The sequence below is a fragment of the Qipengyuania sp. SM2512 genome (assembly GCF_054954005.1).
In genome coordinates this window covers 1,545,952-1,560,304 of record NZ_CM143134.1, presented here as the reverse complement: position 1 = coordinate 1,560,304, position 14,353 = coordinate 1,545,952, and the positions used below count along the sequence as shown (strand labels likewise).

General features: G+C 66.9%; 14 protein-coding genes and 1 tRNA gene. 5 read left to right on the top strand and 10 right to left on the bottom strand.

What is annotated here, in order from left to right; translation table 11 throughout:
- The first annotated feature begins 44 nt into the window (after positions 1-44).
- Together ACQ5J0_RS07815 and ACQ5J0_RS07810 are read left to right on the top strand one after the other, a co-directional pair.
- Entirely contained in the window at positions 45-629 is a 585-nt protein-coding gene (locus ACQ5J0_RS07815; protein ID WP_462570015.1) for a lytic transglycosylase domain-containing protein, read from the top strand.
- Positions 629-832, top strand: coding sequence for a DUF5818 domain-containing protein (locus ACQ5J0_RS07810; RefSeq protein ID WP_462570014.1), 204 nt, complete (start codon positions 629-631; stop codon positions 830-832). Before ACQ5J0_RS07815 ends, ACQ5J0_RS07810 begins: the two co-directional genes overlap by 1 nt.
- Here the strand turns inward: ACQ5J0_RS07810 and ACQ5J0_RS07805 are convergent, their stop codons facing one another.
- Both ACQ5J0_RS07805 and ACQ5J0_RS07800 read right to left on the bottom strand, forming a co-directional pair.
- Positions 833-2,050: a tyrosine-type recombinase/integrase gene (locus ACQ5J0_RS07805; protein ID WP_462570013.1), complete on the bottom strand. Its 1,218-nt coding sequence runs from the start codon at positions 2,048-2,050 to the stop codon at positions 833-835.
- Between the two features lie 165 nt (positions 2,051-2,215).
- Positions 2,216-2,302: transfer RNA gene (locus ACQ5J0_RS07800), tRNA-Leu, on the bottom strand.
- 200 nt (positions 2,303-2,502) lie between these two features.
- Here ACQ5J0_RS07800 and ACQ5J0_RS07795 point away from each other — a divergent pair.
- On the top strand, positions 2,503-3,453 hold the full coding sequence (locus ACQ5J0_RS07795; RefSeq protein ID WP_462570011.1) for a complex I NDUFA9 subunit family protein: 951 nt from the start codon (positions 2,503-2,505) through the stop codon (positions 3,451-3,453).
- Positions 3,454-3,468: 15 nt separating this feature from the next.
- Here ACQ5J0_RS07795 and ACQ5J0_RS07790 read toward each other — a convergent pair whose 3' ends face one another.
- Both ACQ5J0_RS07790 and ACQ5J0_RS07785 read right to left on the bottom strand, forming a co-directional pair.
- The gene (locus ACQ5J0_RS07790) at positions 3,469-3,978 is read right to left on the bottom strand and encodes an NfeD family protein (protein ID WP_462570010.1); all 510 of its coding nucleotides are present in this window, start codon (positions 3,976-3,978) and stop codon (positions 3,469-3,471) included.
- Positions 3,979-3,985: 7 nt separating this feature from the next.
- The gene (locus ACQ5J0_RS07785) at positions 3,986-5,005 is read right to left on the bottom strand and encodes an SPFH domain-containing protein (protein ID WP_462570009.1); all 1,020 of its coding nucleotides are present in this window, start codon (positions 5,003-5,005) and stop codon (positions 3,986-3,988) included.
- A gap of 155 nt (positions 5,006-5,160) precedes the next feature.
- Here ACQ5J0_RS07785 and ACQ5J0_RS07780 point away from each other — a divergent pair, with 155 nt between their 5' ends.
- Positions 5,161-7,332 carry a PQQ-dependent dehydrogenase, methanol/ethanol family gene (locus ACQ5J0_RS07780; RefSeq protein WP_462570008.1) on the top strand — a complete coding sequence of 724 codons (2,172 nt, stop codon included), beginning with the start codon at positions 5,161-5,163 and terminating at the stop codon, positions 7,330-7,332.
- Between the two features lie 35 nt (positions 7,333-7,367).
- On the opposite strand, the gene ACQ5J0_RS07775 is transcribed toward ACQ5J0_RS07780, so the two are convergent.
- The 4 genes from ACQ5J0_RS07775 to ACQ5J0_RS07760 all read right to left on the bottom strand — a co-directional run bounded on the left by ACQ5J0_RS07775 (position 7,368) and on the right by ACQ5J0_RS07760 (position 12,122).
- The gene (locus ACQ5J0_RS07775) at positions 7,368-8,252 is read right to left on the bottom strand and encodes a dienelactone hydrolase family protein (protein WP_462570007.1); all 885 of its coding nucleotides are present in this window, start codon (positions 8,250-8,252) and stop codon (positions 7,368-7,370) included.
- A gap of 29 nt (positions 8,253-8,281) precedes the next feature.
- Positions 8,282-9,298, bottom strand: a complete 1,017-nt coding sequence (locus ACQ5J0_RS07770) for an NAD(P)H-dependent flavin oxidoreductase (RefSeq protein WP_462570006.1) — start codon at positions 9,296-9,298, stop codon at positions 8,282-8,284.
- A gap of 282 nt (positions 9,299-9,580) precedes the next feature.
- Positions 9,581-10,738: a formate-dependent phosphoribosylglycinamide formyltransferase gene (gene purT, locus ACQ5J0_RS07765; protein ID WP_462570005.1), complete on the bottom strand. Its 1,158-nt coding sequence runs from the start codon at positions 10,736-10,738 to the stop codon at positions 9,581-9,583.
- Between the two features lie 103 nt (positions 10,739-10,841).
- Complete coding sequence (locus ACQ5J0_RS07760) at positions 10,842-12,122, bottom strand: aspartate kinase (RefSeq protein WP_462570004.1); 1,281 nt, start codon at positions 12,120-12,122, stop codon at positions 10,842-10,844.
- Positions 12,123-12,172: 50 nt separating this feature from the next.
- On the opposite strand from ACQ5J0_RS07760, the gene ubiG reads away from it, so the two are divergent.
- A complete protein-coding gene (ubiG, locus tag ACQ5J0_RS07755; RefSeq protein WP_462570003.1) occupies positions 12,173-12,934 on the top strand; it encodes a bifunctional 2-polyprenyl-6-hydroxyphenol methylase/3-demethylubiquinol 3-O-methyltransferase UbiG in 762 nt (253 codons plus the stop codon).
- Here ubiG and ACQ5J0_RS07750 read toward each other — a convergent pair.
- Together ACQ5J0_RS07750 and ACQ5J0_RS07745 are read right to left on the bottom strand one after the other, a co-directional pair.
- Positions 12,912-14,009, bottom strand: a complete 1,098-nt coding sequence (locus ACQ5J0_RS07750) for a glycerophosphodiester phosphodiesterase family protein (protein ID WP_462570002.1) — start codon at positions 14,007-14,009, stop codon at positions 12,912-12,914. The two genes, ubiG and ACQ5J0_RS07750, sit on opposite strands and share 23 nt — an antisense overlap.
- Positions 13,991-14,347: an arsenate reductase gene (locus tag ACQ5J0_RS07745; protein WP_462570001.1), complete on the bottom strand. Its 357-nt coding sequence runs from the start codon at positions 14,345-14,347 to the stop codon at positions 13,991-13,993. The genes ACQ5J0_RS07750 and ACQ5J0_RS07745 overlap by 19 nt, the downstream gene beginning before the upstream one ends.
- Between the last annotated feature and the right edge of the window lie 6 nt (positions 14,348-14,353).

Below are 14,353 nucleotides of genomic sequence, written 5' to 3'. Positions count from 1 at the left end.
TTTTATGTTCTCTTGCGATTCGGTGCAATCGAGGAGAACGCGAAATGGTAAGCCGGTTCATTGCAGGCTTGATCTGTGCAGCGAGCCTGACGGCTGGCGAAGGAGCATTCGCTCAGGAATTTCGAATTTTCGATCACGACCATGGCCTCAAGGAGGAACCGGGCGGGGAAAGCTTCAGCGGCGAGAGCAGTCGACGTTCGGAGCAAAGTGCACTCGCGTTCCGCGCAGTCGTCCCCGGCTATCGGGAAGCGATCTACCTGCCGCTCATCCGCGAAGCCGAACTAAGGCATCGGCTGCCGCCGCGGTTACTTCAGGCTCTGATCTGGGCGGAATCCCGGTTCAACCCGCTTGCGGTCAGTCCCGCAGGCGCGGCAGGTCTTGCCCAGCTGATGCCGGCCACCGCAAGAGAACTCGGCGTCGCGAACCGGCATGATCCGCAGGAGAATATCGAGGGCGGTGCGCGCTATCTCAGACAGATGCTCGATCGGTTTGGGTCGGTGCATCTCGCCCTTGCCGCATATAACGCTGGACCCGGCGCCGTCACGAAGGCGGGCGGAATTCCAAGAAATCGCGAGACGCCCGGTTATGTTCGAAGCGTGCTCGAACGCTGGATGAGTTACGCCAACTAATGACGACTAATCGCAGGCGCATAACGGGCAAGCTCGAACTCGGCCCGCGCGGCTATGCAATCGTGACCGAAGCCGGAGATCACTGGGTGCTCGTAGGTTGCGAGCCCGATGGTGACATGATTGGCAATCAGGTGACGGCCGAGGGTGAAAGCCACGGCTTGGATCGCCTGCGGACAGATTGGATCGGCACGGCGAGCGCCTGATCATCCCGCCCGAAGGTTGAGGATGCGGCCACCTGCTTTTAACTGGTCCAGATGATCGCTCCACCATTGGGCCATGCGCACCCGTTCGTCCCAGTGCTTTCCTCGGTGGTAAACACCCCGCACCGCACTGCTGTCGCCATGGGCAAGCGCCCGCTCAATCGCATCCGGATTCCAGAGGCCGGATTCGTTCAAAAGGGTGGAAGCGGTCGCTCTGAGGCCGTGTGCAGTGACTTCGTCCTTCGAATAACCCATCCGGCGAAACGCCGCGTTGAGGGTGTTCTCGCTCATTGGCCGTTTGGGCGTCCGCGCCGAAGGAAAGACGTAACCGTCATAGCCGAGCATTTCAGCCAGATCGGTCAGATGATTGACGACCTGCTTTGACAAAGGGACGGCGTGGGCTCGGCGGGCCTTCATCTTGCCTGCGGGTATCTTCCAGATTCCTTCGATCAGATCGAATTCGTGCCATTCGGCGTGCCGAAGTTCACCAGGCCGGACGAACACGTGGGGGGCGATCTGCAAGGCGAACTTGGTGATCGGATAGCCCGTATAGTCGTCGATCGATCTGAGAAGGCCGCCGAGCTCAGTCGGTTCAATGATCGCCGCGTAATGCGTTGCTCGCGGCGTCACCAACGCTCCTTTCAGCATACTCGTCGGGTCAGCCTGGCAGCGCGTCGTGGCCACGCCATAGCGGAACACGCGACCGGCGAATGATCGACACTTTTTGGCTGTCTCGTGCTTTCCCTGCGCCTCAAGCCGCTTGAGCGGGGCGAGAATTTCAAACGGTTCGATCTGATCGATGGGCCGCTTGCCGATAGCCGGAGCAAGCTGGTCCAGAAAATAGTTCGCCTTGACGACCGTGCCTTCGGCCCGGCCGTTCCGAACCATCATCTGTTCGATGTACTCGCGGGCGACCGCTGCGAAAGTTTGCGCCGACAGGAACTCGGAGCGAATCTTCTGCTTGCGCTTCTCCAGCGCTGGATCGCCTCCCCGTGCGACGGCCTGCCGCGCCTCGTAGGTGGCTTGGCGCGCATCCTTGAGGCTGATGTCTGGATAGTTTCCAATTGAAAGCTTCTTCTCGAGCTTGCCGATGCGGTAGCGAAACCGCCAGAGCTTCCCGCCCGAGGGAGTGACCTCTACGTAGAGGCCACGTTCGTCAGCGACCTTGTAGGGCTTGTCCTTGGGTTTGAGGGCGCGAAGCCGAGTCTCGGTCAGAGGCACGTGCGGGCCTTTTCTCAATGCGGTTTTTGCAAAGCCCGCAAAAGGCCCGCAAAAATGTGCGGAACCCCCGGGAAAACGCGGGACGGTCCGGCACTATCCAAGGGCCAATTCCCTAGGATTTCTGCGGTTTTTATAGACTATTTGGGAGAACGTGAGAAGAACAAATGGTGCCCAGAAGAGGACTCGAACCTCCACGACCTTGCGATCGCCAGCACCTGAAGCTGGTGCGTCTACCAATTCCGCCATCTGGGCACGTTTTTGCAGCAAGCCGGTCGTCTTGGTCCGGTGCCGTCGGTAGGCGCGGGCCACTAGCGAAGGCGGGGGACCCTTGTCAATCGACTTCACGCCGCCTCCCTCTGTTCCCGCCACTCGCCGACCTGCGGTGCGGAACGCTTGCGAGGGCGGCGTGCTTGCGGCTAGAGGCGAGCGCGTCAATCCAACGAAGGACGAGCATGGCGAGCAAGAGCGCGTTGAACGGTAAACTCGTGGTGCTGATGGGCGGGAGCGGCTTCATCGGCAATTACGTCGCGCAGGCGCTGCTTGCACGCGGAGCGCGGCTGCGGATCGCCAGTCGCCATCCCGAGCGCGCCTTCAATCTCAAGCCGCTCGCCAATCTCGGGCAGCTCCAGTTCGCCCGCTGCGATGTCACCGATCGCCGGAACGTCGATGCCGTCATCGCGGGCGCGGATGCGGTGGTGAATCTGGTGGGCAGCTTCTCGGGCGATCTGAAGCGGATCATGGGCGAGAGCCCGGGCTGGATGGCCGAGGCCGCCGCAGCCACCGGCAGCGCCGCCTTCGTCCATGTCAGCGCGATCGCCGAGCAGCCGGCGGGCGCCCGCGAAATCGAATACGCCACGGCCAAGAAGCTCGGCGAGCAGCGCGTGCAGGAGGCCTTCCCGCAGGCAACCATCCTCCGGCCCTCGATCCTGTTCGGCAAGGACGACGCCTTCCTGTCGATGTTCGCCGGGATGATTCGCTTTGCGCCGGTGCTGCCGGTGTTCGGGCCGGATGCCGAGCTGCAGCTGGTCTATGTCGACGATGTCGCCGAAGCGGTTGCGGTGGCGCTGGAAAACCCGGCCGCGCACGGCGGCAGGACTTTCGAGCTGGGCGGGCCCGAGACGCTGACCATGATGGAGATCAACCGCCGGATTGCCGCCGCCCAGCGGCGCAAGCGGCGGTTCCTGGCGATGCCCGACGGCGTCTCGGGTGCCTTTGCGGCGCTCCCCGGCACGCCGCTGGGCAAGGACCAGTGGGAATTGCTCAAGCAGGGCAGCGTGGTCTCGGGCCAGCATCCCGGCTTCGAGCAACTGGGGATCACGCCCAAGCCGCTCGACCTGTTCCTCGACAAATGGATGGTCCGCTATCGCCGCCAGGGCCGCTTTTCGGACCGCGCCCTGCCCTGAACTGCGGCTCGTCCGCTACGGGCGTGAGGCGTCCTCTGGCGTGTTCCCGCCTGTCGTGCCCCCGTCCGTCGGGCTGGAGGGCGAAATCAGCGCAACCGGTTCGACCAGCAGTTCCGAGCCGTCGCTGCCGGTGATCCGCACCCGCTCGCCGACCGGCGTATCGGGGCCGCGCGCGATCCATTCGCTGTCGCCGACCTTGACCCGGCCGCTGCCCGAGACGATCGCCTGCGTGACCAGCGCGGTCTGGCCGGTCATCCGCCCACCCCGGTTGTTGAGCAGCGGGTCAGAGCTGACGATTGGTCGGTCGCGCAGCATCCGCCGCGCGGAGAAGGCGAAGATCAGCGACAGGAAGATGAAGCTGGTGACCTGCACTGCGAGCGAGGGCAGCGCCACCAGTGTAATCACCCCGGTCGCCAGCGCGGCCATCGCCAGCCACATCAGATAGACCCCAGGCACCACCATCTCGAGCCCCGCCAGGATCAGACCGGCGGCGAACCAGAACCAATGGGCCTCGATCCCGTCCACTTGCCCCTCAGCCCCGCGCAGGATCGTTGGAGGAAGGAACGCTGGCGCGCCGGACCGGCTGCGGGCGCTGCGGGCGCGGTTCGTGGATGGGCGTTCCGGTGTTGCCCGAGCCCTGACTGTCGCCGAAACTGCCGCGTACCAGTTCGCCGATTCCGCCCAGCGAGCCGATCAGCTGGGTGGCCTCGACGGGGAACAGGATGGTCTTGGCGTTGGGGCTGTCGGCGAACTTGCCGACAGCCTTGGTGTATTCCTGCGCGACGAAATAATTGATCGCCTGACTGCCCGATTCCGCGATGGCGTTGGAAACCAGCTCGGTGGCTTTGGCCTCGGCCTCGGCGGCACGCTCGCGCGCTTCTGCGTCGCGGAAGGCGGCCTCGCGCTTGCCCTCGGCCTTGAGGATCGCCGACTGCTTGTCGCCCTCGGCGCGCAGGATGTTGGAGGCGCGGTCGCCCTCGGCCTCGAGAATCTCGGCGCGCTTGAGACGTTCGGCCTTCATCTGCCGCGCCATAGCCTCGGAAATGTCGAGCGGCGGGCGGATGTCCTTGATCTCGACGCGGGTGATCTTGACCCCCCAGGGCGAGGTCGCGTGATCGACCACCGAGAGCAGCCGCGCGTTGATCTCGTCGCGCTTGGACAGCGTCTCGTCGAGATCCATGCTGCCCATCACCGTGCGCAGATTGGTCGTGGTGAGCGCCATGATCGCCTGGTAGAGATTGGAGACCTCGTAGGCGGCCTTGCCCGCGTCGAGCACCTGGAAGAACACCACCGCATCGACCCCGACCATGGCGTTGTCGGCGGTGATGATTTCCTGCCCCGGGATGTCGAGCACCTGCTCCATCACGTTGATCTTGCGCCCGACGCGGTCGATCAGCGGGATGATGAGATGGAGGCCGGGCTCGGCCGCGATGGTGTATTTGCCAAGCCGCTCGATGGTGTAGACATAGCCCTGTTTGACGACAGTGACCGCCATCACCAGAAAGATGAACAGCACCAGCACCGCCAGCGCCATGAATATCAGACCACCCATTTGTCTTCGCTCCCCTTGCAGGAGGCAAGCCTACCCCATGCGCCGCGCCTCGCACAATTGAAAAGCCGACCCTGCCCCAATGGACATATCGCGCATCGCGCGGCAGGATGCTCGCCGAGGCAGCCGGGCACCGGCGCCCGGGGGAGAGGGGTGACATGCGAAAGTGGGGATATGCCGCGCTGGCGATGCTCGCGCTGGCCGGCTGCGGCGAGATGGCGGCGCAGGAAGCAGACAGCGGGATCGACGCCATCGAACTGGTCAACGCGGGCGACGACTGGGCGAACTGGATCACCCATGGGCGCACCTATTCCGAACAGCGCTTCTCGCCGCTCGACCAGGTGAACCGCGACACGGTCGGCGGGCTCGGCCTCGCCTGGTTCGCCGACATGGACACCGCGCGGGGGCAGGAGGCGACCCCGCTGGTGATCGACGGCAAGCTCTACGTCACCACCGCCTGGAGCAAGGTGAAGGCCTATGACGCGGCGACCGGAGAGCCGCTGTGGGAGTACGACCCGCAGGTGCCGGGCGAGACCGCGGTCAAGGCCTGCTGCGACGTGGTCAACCGCGGGCTCGCCGCCTGGGGCGACAGGCTGTTCCTGGGCACGCTCGACGGGCGGCTGGTGGCGCTGAATCGCGACACCGGGGCGGTCGAGTGGGAAAAGGTCACCGTCGACCGGGAGCAGTCCTACACCATCACCGGCGCGCCGCGGGTGATCGACGGCAAGGTGCTGATCGGCAATGGCGGCGCCGAATTCGGGGTGCGCGGCTATATCGCCGCCTATGACGTAGCCGATGGCGAGGAGCTTTGGCGCTTCTACACCGTCCCCGAAGGCAATGAGGACGAGGACGAAGCGGCGCCCGAATACCTCAGGGCCGCCGCCGCCACCTGGAGCGGCGACGTGCTAGGCGGCGAGAACGGTATCGGTGGCGGCGGCACGGTGTGGGATTCGATGGCCTACGACCCCGAGCTCGACCTGCTCTATATCGGGGTCGGCAACGGCAGCCCGTGGAACCGCGCCTATCGCAGCCCCGGCCCCGATGGCCGCGGCGAGGGCGACAATCTCTACCTTTCGAGCATCGTCGCGATCCGGCCCGATACGGGCGAATACGTCTGGCACTACCAGACCACCCCGGGCGAGACCTGGGACTATACCGCCACCCAGCACATCATCCTCGCCGACATCGCAATCGACGGCGAGGAGCGGAAGGTGCTGATGCAGGCGCCCAAGAACGGCTTCTTCTACGTGCTCGACCGCGTGAGTGGCGAATTCATCTCCGCCAAGGCCTATATCCCGCAGAACTGGGCCTCGGGGATCGATGCCGAGGGGCGCCCGGTCCAGAACGAGGAAGCGCGGATCGACGTGACGGGCGAGCCGGCGCTGGTGATGCCCGGCCCGCTGGGCGGTCACAATTGGCACCCGATGGCCTTTCACCCCGGCGAGGGGCTGGTCTATATCCCCGCCTTCGAGGCGGCCTCGATCTACGCCCCCGAGGCGGGCTGGAAGCCCGACCGCGCGCGCGGCTTCAACGTCGGCTTCGATCTGGGCGCGGGCGACCTGCCCCCCGATCTGGGCATCCGCCGCGAGGTCTATGGCACGGTCAAGGGCAAGCTGCTGGCCTGGGATCCGGTGAAACAGGAAGCGCGCTGGGAGGTGGAATTCCCCGGCCCGTGGAACGGCGGGCTGCTCGCCACCGGCGGGGGTCTGGTGTTCCAGGGCAATTCCTCGAGCGAGTTCAGCGCCTATGACGCCGCCGACGGCAGCAAGCTGTGGAGCTTCGCGGCGCAGACCGGGATCGTCGCCCCGCCGATCACCTACACCGTCGCGGGCGAGCAATATGTCGCGGTGCTCGCCGGCTGGGGCGGCGCCTATGCGCTCGCCGCCGATGGCGGGCTGGTGAACGACCAGGGGCCGGTGCGCAACGTGAGCCGGCTGCTGGTGTTCAAGCTGGGCGCGGATGGCGCGCTGCCGCCCATGCCCGAGCTCGCGCAGCTGCTCCTCGACCCGCCCCCCAGCCGCGCTAGCGCCGCCACGATCGCCGAGGGCGGCACGCATTACGCGCGCTATTGCGCGGTGTGCCACGCGCCCGCGGCGGTGGGTTCGACGGTGCTGCCCGACCTCAGGCGCAGCGGCACGCTGTCCAACCGCGACGCATTCCTGGCGGTGGTCCACGACGGCGTGCTCTCGCGCAACGGCATGGCGGGCTTCGCGGAATCGCTGAGCAAGGAACAGATCGATGCCGTCCGCGCCTACATCGTCTTTCGCGCCAATCAGGATCGGCAGATGGAGGCGGAGGCGGCTGAGCGCCGGACGGTAGCGGTGCGCTAGCCCGGACCCTTCGGCCACGCGCGCAATCGCCGGCGTCAGCTTAGCTCGGCAGTATAGAGCTCCATTAGCTCCATCCAGGCGCGTTCCGCCGCCGCACGGTCATAGGCAGGCGAGTCGGGTACGGTCCAGCCGTGGTCGGCAGGATAGACCTCGATCTCGGCGCGCACATCCGCAGCCTCGGCCGCCCGGCGCAGCACGGTCTTGACCTCGGGGTCCTTGGCGTCGTCGTTCTGCGCGATCGCGATCAGATAGGCGGTGTCGGGGGTCTGCTCGAACAGATTGTGCGGGCTCAGCGGATTGCCTTCGTCGACCAGCCCGCCACCGTGGAAGCTCGCCGCCGCCGCGACCCGCGAGGGCACCGCCGCCGCGGTCCACACCGTGAAAGGACCGCCCATGCAATAGCCTTGCGTCCCCACGCCGCGCGCGGTGTCGACGCTCGCCTGCCGGTCGAGCCAGCCGATCAGCGCGCGTGCATCGCGCATGATCGGTTCGGCGGTCAGCTTGCCGCGCCACGGCCCGACTTTGTCGAACCCGCCGCCGGCGCGGAACGCGGCGAAGTCCTCGAACTGCTCGCCCGCGACATCGCGGTAATAGGGATTGACCACCAGCACCGCGTAGCCGCGCTCGGCCAGCCGCCGCGCCATCATCCGGAAGGCATCGCGCAAGCCCGCGATATCGGGCCACAGCAGCACTGCAGGATGGCGACCGCTGGCGGGGTGGACGAAGAAGGCGTCGGCCTGGCCGTCCGGGGTGGCGATCGTGACCGAGCTTTCGGCCAGGCTGGGACCGCGCGAGACCTCGCCCATGCTGCCGTTCACCCCGGTACAGGCGGCCAGCGCCGCAGAGCCGCTCAGCACGGCGAATTGCCGCCGGTTGAAGCGCGGCAGGTCCCGCCCGTCGAATTCACCGTCCTTGCACATGCATTCTCTCCCTCGACTAGCTCCGGCCCCTATCTCCGGCTCAGGGCACTTTCGCTCTGTTCCATCAGCTTGGCCATGATGTCAGTCACCGGCTCCTCTTCCTTGAGCATGCCGACCGACTGGCCCGCCATCAGGCTGCCGTTCTCGACATCGCCGTCGATCACCGCGCGGCGCAGCGCGCCGGCCCAGTAATGCTCGATCTGCAATTGCGCCTCGGCCATCGCGATTTCCTCGCGGTCGAGCGTGCCCGCCACCTCGCGCTGCTTGTCGGTGAAGGCCTCGCTGCCCTTGTTCTTGAGCGCGCGCACCGGGATCACCGGGAGGCGCGGGTCGAGCTGGACGCTGGCGACCGCATCGCGCGCATTGGCGCGGAAATAGGCCTTCTTGAAATCGGGATGCGCGATGCTCTCGGTGGCGCAGGAAAAGCGCGTGCCGAGCTGGACCCCGGCGGCGCCCATCTCGAGATAGCCCGCGATCGCCTGTCCGCGCCCGATCCCGCCGGCGACGAAGACCACGTGGTCCTCGGCCAGCTCAGGGAGCATTTCCTGCGCCAGCACGCTGGTCGAGACCGGACCGATATGGCCGCCTGCCTCCATCCCCTCGATCACCAGCGCATCGCCGCCCGAGCGCAGCAGCTTCTTGGCCAGCGCCAGCGTGGGGGCGAAAACGATAACCTTGGCGGGGTTCTTGCCGCCCTTGATCGCCTCGACGCTGCCCTTGGGCGGGATCCCGCCCGCGAGTACGATATGGCCGACCCCGTGACGTTCGCAGACTGCGATCAGGTCGAACAGAGCGGGGTGCATGGTGATGAGATTGACGCCGAAGGGCTTGTCGGTGCGCTTCTTGGTCTCGGCGATCTCGGTGTCGAGCAGCTCGGGGGTCATCGCCCCGCAGGCGATCACCCCGAAGCCCCCGGCGTTGGAGATGGCGGCGACGAGATTGCGCTCGGAAACCCAGCTCATCGCGCCGCACATAATGGCGTATTCGCTGCCGAGAAATTCCGCGCCGCGCTTCATCAACCGGTTCGTTCTGGGATAATCGTTCATGGGCAAGGCCCTAGTGCGGGCCGCCGGGCCTCGCAAGCGTGGGGGCGCGGGATTGCCGGGTGGACCGCCTGCCTACCCGTTCGATCCCCCTTCGTCATTGCGAGCGTAGCGAAGCAATCCATGGACCTGCGCCTTGGATTGCCGCGTCGCCTGCGGCTCCTCGCAATGACGAGGGGGTGGGCGGTGCACCCAACCCGTTCGTGTCGAGCGAAGTCGAGACACCCCGCACCCGCCTCTCGACTGCGCTCGAGGCGACGGATGAGGGAGCAGTCCCCTCCCCCCTCAATCGTAGTGGATCTCCACCAGATCCGCGGCCTTGCGCGCAGCCTGGCGCGCTGCGTCGGTGTCCGCGCTGGTGGCCAGCGCCACGCCCATGCGGCGGTAGGGCCGCGCGTCGGGCTTGCCGAAGATGCGGATGTCGGCGCCCTCGGCCATCGCCTCGGCCAGCCCGCTGTAGCGCAGGCTCGCGCTGTCGCGGTCGGCGAGGATCACCGCGGAGGCGGCGGGGCGCGCACGGATGGGTTCCGGGATCGGCAGCCCCATCACCGCGCGGGCATGGAGATCGAATTCGGAGAGGTTCTGGCTGAGCAGCGTGACCATGCCAGTGTCGTGCGGGCGCGGCGAGAGCTCGGAGAAGATCACCTCCTCGCCCTTCACGAAGAACTCGACCCCGTAGAGCCCGTAGCCGCCCAGATCGTCGACCACCGTGCGCGCCATTGCCTGCGCGCGGGCGATCGCGGCATCGGCCATCGGCGCGGGCTGCCAGCTCTCGCGGTAGTCGCCGCGTTCCTGGCGGTGGCCGATCGGCGGGCAGAAGCTCACACCGTGTTTGTGGCGCACGGTGAGCAGCGTGATCTCGTAGTCGAAATCGACGAACTGCTCGACGATCACCCTGGCGCGGTCGCCGCGCATGTTGGCGACCGCATAGTCCCACGCCGCCTCCAGCCCCGCCTCGTCCTGCACCGTGGTCTGCCCCTTGCCCGAGGAGGACATCACCGGCTTGACCACGCAAGGGAAGCCGGTGTGCGCGGCGGCCGCGCGGACCTCCTCGAGGTTCTTGGCGTAGAGATAGCGCGAGGTCGTGAGCCCCAGCTCCTGCACGGCGAGATCGCGGATCGCGTCGCGGTTCATCGTCAGCTGCGCGGCGCGCGCCGAGGGGACCACGGCGAAGCCCTCAGCCTCGAGCTCGGCGAGCACCTCGGTGCGGATCGCCTCGACCTCGGGGACGATGTAATCGGGCCGGTGGCGCTCGACCGCCTCGCGCAGCTTCACCCCGTCGAGCATCGAGAACACCTCGCGCGCATCGGCCATCTGCATCGCGGGCGCGTGGTCATAGGCGTCGCAGGCGATCACATGGGCGCCCAACCGCTTGGCCGAGATCACGAATTCGCGCCCCAGCTCACCCGAGCCGAGCAGCAGGATTTTGGCGGTGTGGCTCACGTCTGACTCGCCCAGTGACCGAGGGCGAATGCCGCTCGATATACGAAATAGCATAACACTGCCGTACCGAGCAGGCCCACCATCCAATAGACCGCTCGCTTCATCACGCCGCCTCGTCGGGCGCATCCAGCCCGTAGGCGGTGTGCAGCACGCGTACCGCGAGCTCGGTCTCGTCTTCGTCGATCATCACGCTGACCTTGATCTCGCTGGTGGTGATCGCCTGGATGTTGATCCCGCGATCGGCGAGCGAGCGGAACATGGTCGCCGCGACGCCCGCATGGCTCTTCATGCCCACCCCCACTACCGAGATCTTGGCGATCTTGCTGTCGGTGATGATGCGGTTGAAGCCGATCTCGCCGCGGCGGTCCTCGAGCAGCGCCTGCGCGCGCGCCAGATCGGATTGCGGCACGGTGAAGGTGACGTCGGTCTCGCCCTTGTCGCGGCCCACGTTCTGGATGATCATGTCGACATTGATGCTCGCCTTGGCGAGCGGGTCGAAGATATGCGCCACCGAGCCGGGCCGGTCGGGGACGCGGGTCAGGATGATCTTGGCCTCGTTCTTGTCGTGCGCGATCCCGGTCACGTGCTGGCGTTCCATTTCGCCCTTCTCCACCAATGCGTTCATTTCCTCCTCGGAGACGATCATCGTCCCGGGGTAATCGTCGGCCGAGGCCGCATCGTCGTCGACGAAGCTGGAGAGCACCTGGACGCGGACGTTCTCCTTCATCGCCAGCCCGACCGAGCGGGTCTGGAGCACCTTGGCCCCGACGCTCGCGAGCTCGAGCATTTCCTCGTATGTCACCGCGCGCAGCTTGCGCGCCTTGGCGACGATCCGCGGGTCGGTGGTGTAGACGCCGTCGACATCGGTGTAGATGTCGCAGCGATCCGCCCCGACCGCCGCGGCCACCGCCACCGCCGAAGTGTCCGAGCCGCCGCGCCCCATGGTGGTGATCCGGTTGTGCTCCGAAACCCCCTGGAAACCGGGGATGACCGCGATCTCGCCGCGCTCCATCGCCGCGATCAGCCCCTCGCCGTCGATGCTCTCGACCCGCGCGCTGGCGTGGCTCTCGATCGTCCTGAGCGGCAATTGCCAGCCCAGCCAGCTGCGCGCGGGGCAGCCGATCGACTGCAGCGTGAGCGCCAGCAGCCCGGCGGTGACCTGTTCGCCGCTGGCGACCACGACGTCGTATTCCGCCGGATCGTAGAGCGCGTTGGCCTCGCGGCAGAAATTGATCAGCCGGTCGGTTTCGCCCGCCATGGCGGAGACGACCACCGCGACCTGGTTGCCGCCCGCGGCCTGCTTGCGCACGATATTGGCGACCCGGCGGATCCGCTCGGTCCCCGCCATCGACGTCCCGCCGAATTTCATCACGATCCGTGCCAAGCGCGCACCTCTTGCTGGTAAGCTTCGTTGCGCGCTGTTACGGTTCGCGCATGAGCGATGCAACAGCGCGGACGCGAAGCAATCCTATCGCCGCGGCAACGATCCGCCCCGAAGAGGCGGCGCATTTCGGCCGGCTGGCCGAGGACTGGTGGAACCCGAGGGGGAGTTCGGCGATGCTCCACCGGCTCAATCCGGTGCGGCTGCGCTTCATCCGCGACGGGATCGACCTGCACTGGGGCGGCGACATTACCGAGCGGCGCCCGCTGGCGGGTAGGAGCGCGCTCGATGTCGGCTGCGGCGCGGGGCTGCTGTGCGAACCGCTGGCAAGGCTGGGTGCGGCGGTGACCGGGGTCGATGCGGCACCCGAGAACGTCCGCGCGGCCGCGCTTCACGCCGAGGGCACGGGGCTCGATATCCGGTATCTGTCCGGCGAGCTCGCTCAGCTCGATCTCGGCCAGTTCGATCTGGTCACCTGTCTCGAAGTGCTCGAGCATGTCGCCGACAAGCCCGCTTTCATCGCCGAACTCGTCTCGGCCCTGGCGCCCGGCGGGCTGCTGGTCCTGTCGACCCCCAACCGCACCGCGCAATCGCGCGTGCTGCTGGTCGAGGGCGCGGAGCTTCTGGGCATGGTCCCGCGCGGGACGCATCACTGGGAGGATTTCATCACCCCCGAGGAGCTGGAACCGCTGCTGCGCGCTGCCGGGCTCGAGGTGGTGACCACCAGCGGGATCGGCTTCCGCCCCGACCGGGGGCTGCACCTGTCCGAAGACAGGGCGCTCAACTACATCCTCACCGCGCGCCGCCCGGCGTAGCGCAGCCCGGCTGCGCCGCCCCTGCGCGCCAGCCAAGCGCGCGCGCGGGATCGTCGGCAAAGACCCCCTCGACCCCCGCCGCGGCGAGCAGCGCATAGAGCGAAGCATCGCAGCCGATCGCGCTTTCGTTCGTGCCGAGCCGCAGGGATGCGGGCAGAAAGACGTTCTCCTTGCGCAGCGTCCAGGCGTGGACCGCCAGCCCGGCCGCCTTGGCGTCGGCGATCACCGAAGTCGCGCTGCCATCGGGTGCCAGCAGCAGCGGGATCGCCGCACCGATGCCGTCGGCATAGGTCGCGATCTCGGCCAGGCCCGCGGGCGAGACCATGTCGGCATAGCGCATCGCGGGCTCGTCTGCGGGGCCGCCCTCGCCCGCGACCAGCTGGATCAGCCGGAAATCGGTCCGCTGCGCCAGCCGCTTGAGCGGGGCGATCTCGAAGCTCTGCAAGAACACTGGCGCATCGGCACCCGCATAGCCCGCCTCGCGCAGCGCCAGCACCAGCAGGTCGACCGTGTCGATGCCTTCGTACTGGAGCAGGAAATTAGGATGCTTGAGTTCGGGATAGAGCCCGATGGTTCGCCCCGTCTCCGCCTCCTTGGCGCGCACCAGCCGGACGATCTCGGCGAAGGTCGGGATCTGGTAGAGCGTGTCGTAGCGCGTGTTGCCCGGGCGCACCGAGGGCAGCCGCTCGACGACGCGCAGCGTCCGCAGTTCGGCGAGCGTGAAATCCTCGGCGAACCAGCCCGAGACCATCTGTCCGTCGATCTCCTTGCTCCGCCGGCGATCCTCGAACTCCTCACGCGAGGCGACATCGGTGGTGTCGGACAATTCGTTCTCGTGCCGCGCGACCAGCACCAGATCGCTGGTCGCGACCAGATCGGGCTCGATGTAATCGGCGCCCGCATCGATCGCGCGCTCATAGGCGGCGAGCGTGTGCTCGGGCCGCTCGCCGCTCGCGCCGCGATGGGCGATGACGAGCATATCGTCCTGCGCTTGCGCGGAGGCCAGAGGCGGCGCGGCCAGCACGGCCAGCGCGACAAGCTCTGCCGCGGCGGCGATCAGAAAGCGGCGTCCCATTCATCCTCCTTGAATCCGACCAGCAGGACTTCGCCATGCTCGCCCCCATGTTCGACTATCGGGCGCTTGATCATGCTCGGGTGGCTTTGCAGCAATGTGACAGCCTTCGCCGGGTCGATATCGGCCTTCTCGGCCTCGCCGAGCTTGCGGAAGGTCGTCCCGCGCCGGTTGAGCACCGTGTCGACGCCCGCGGTCTCGATCCAGCGCGCGAGCCGGTCGGGGTTCGCGCCCTCTTTCTTGAAATCGTGGAACACATGGTCGAGCCCGCGCGCGTCGAGATATTTGCGCGCCTTCTTTACCGTGTCGCAATTGGGAATGCCGTAAAGATGGATGGTCATGCGTGC